Here is a 309-nt window from a genome sequence, read left to right as displayed (position 1 = left end):
CGGATCAATGCGTGCTTACCGCTCCCCGAGGCAGTTTCGTTGTTCGCCACGTCCTTCTTCGGCTCCTAGTGCCTAGGCATCCTCCGTGCGCTCTTATTAGCTTAACCTAATCGCTGATAAATCAGCTTGTAATATTCCAGCTAAAAGATGTTTCGTTTTACTCATATTCAGTTATCAAGGTGCTGGTTGCTTGCGTAACCGCTTGGCGACGTCCTACTCTCCCAGGACCCTGCGGTCCAAGTACCATCGGCGCTGGAGGGCTTAACGGTCGTGTTCGGTATGGGAACGCGTGGTTCCCCTCCGCCATCG

At 53.4% G+C, this 309-nt stretch carries 2 rRNA genes; both read right to left on the bottom strand.

The annotated features are described in order from the left end of the window. A 23S ribosomal RNA gene (locus tag WFJ73_RS33250) occupies positions 1-107 on the bottom strand; the annotation flags it as partial. A gap of 93 nt (positions 108-200) precedes the next feature. Then, positions 201-309: ribosomal RNA gene (gene rrf / locus WFJ73_RS33245) — 5S ribosomal RNA — on the bottom strand; the annotation flags it as partial.

The organism is Paenibacillus sp. MMO-58 (assembly GCF_037146255.1).
Lineage (GTDB): Bacteria > Bacillota > Bacilli > Paenibacillales > Paenibacillaceae > Pristimantibacillus.
Note: the sequence above shows the minus strand (reverse complement) of the source record. Positions and strands in the feature narration are given on the sequence as shown.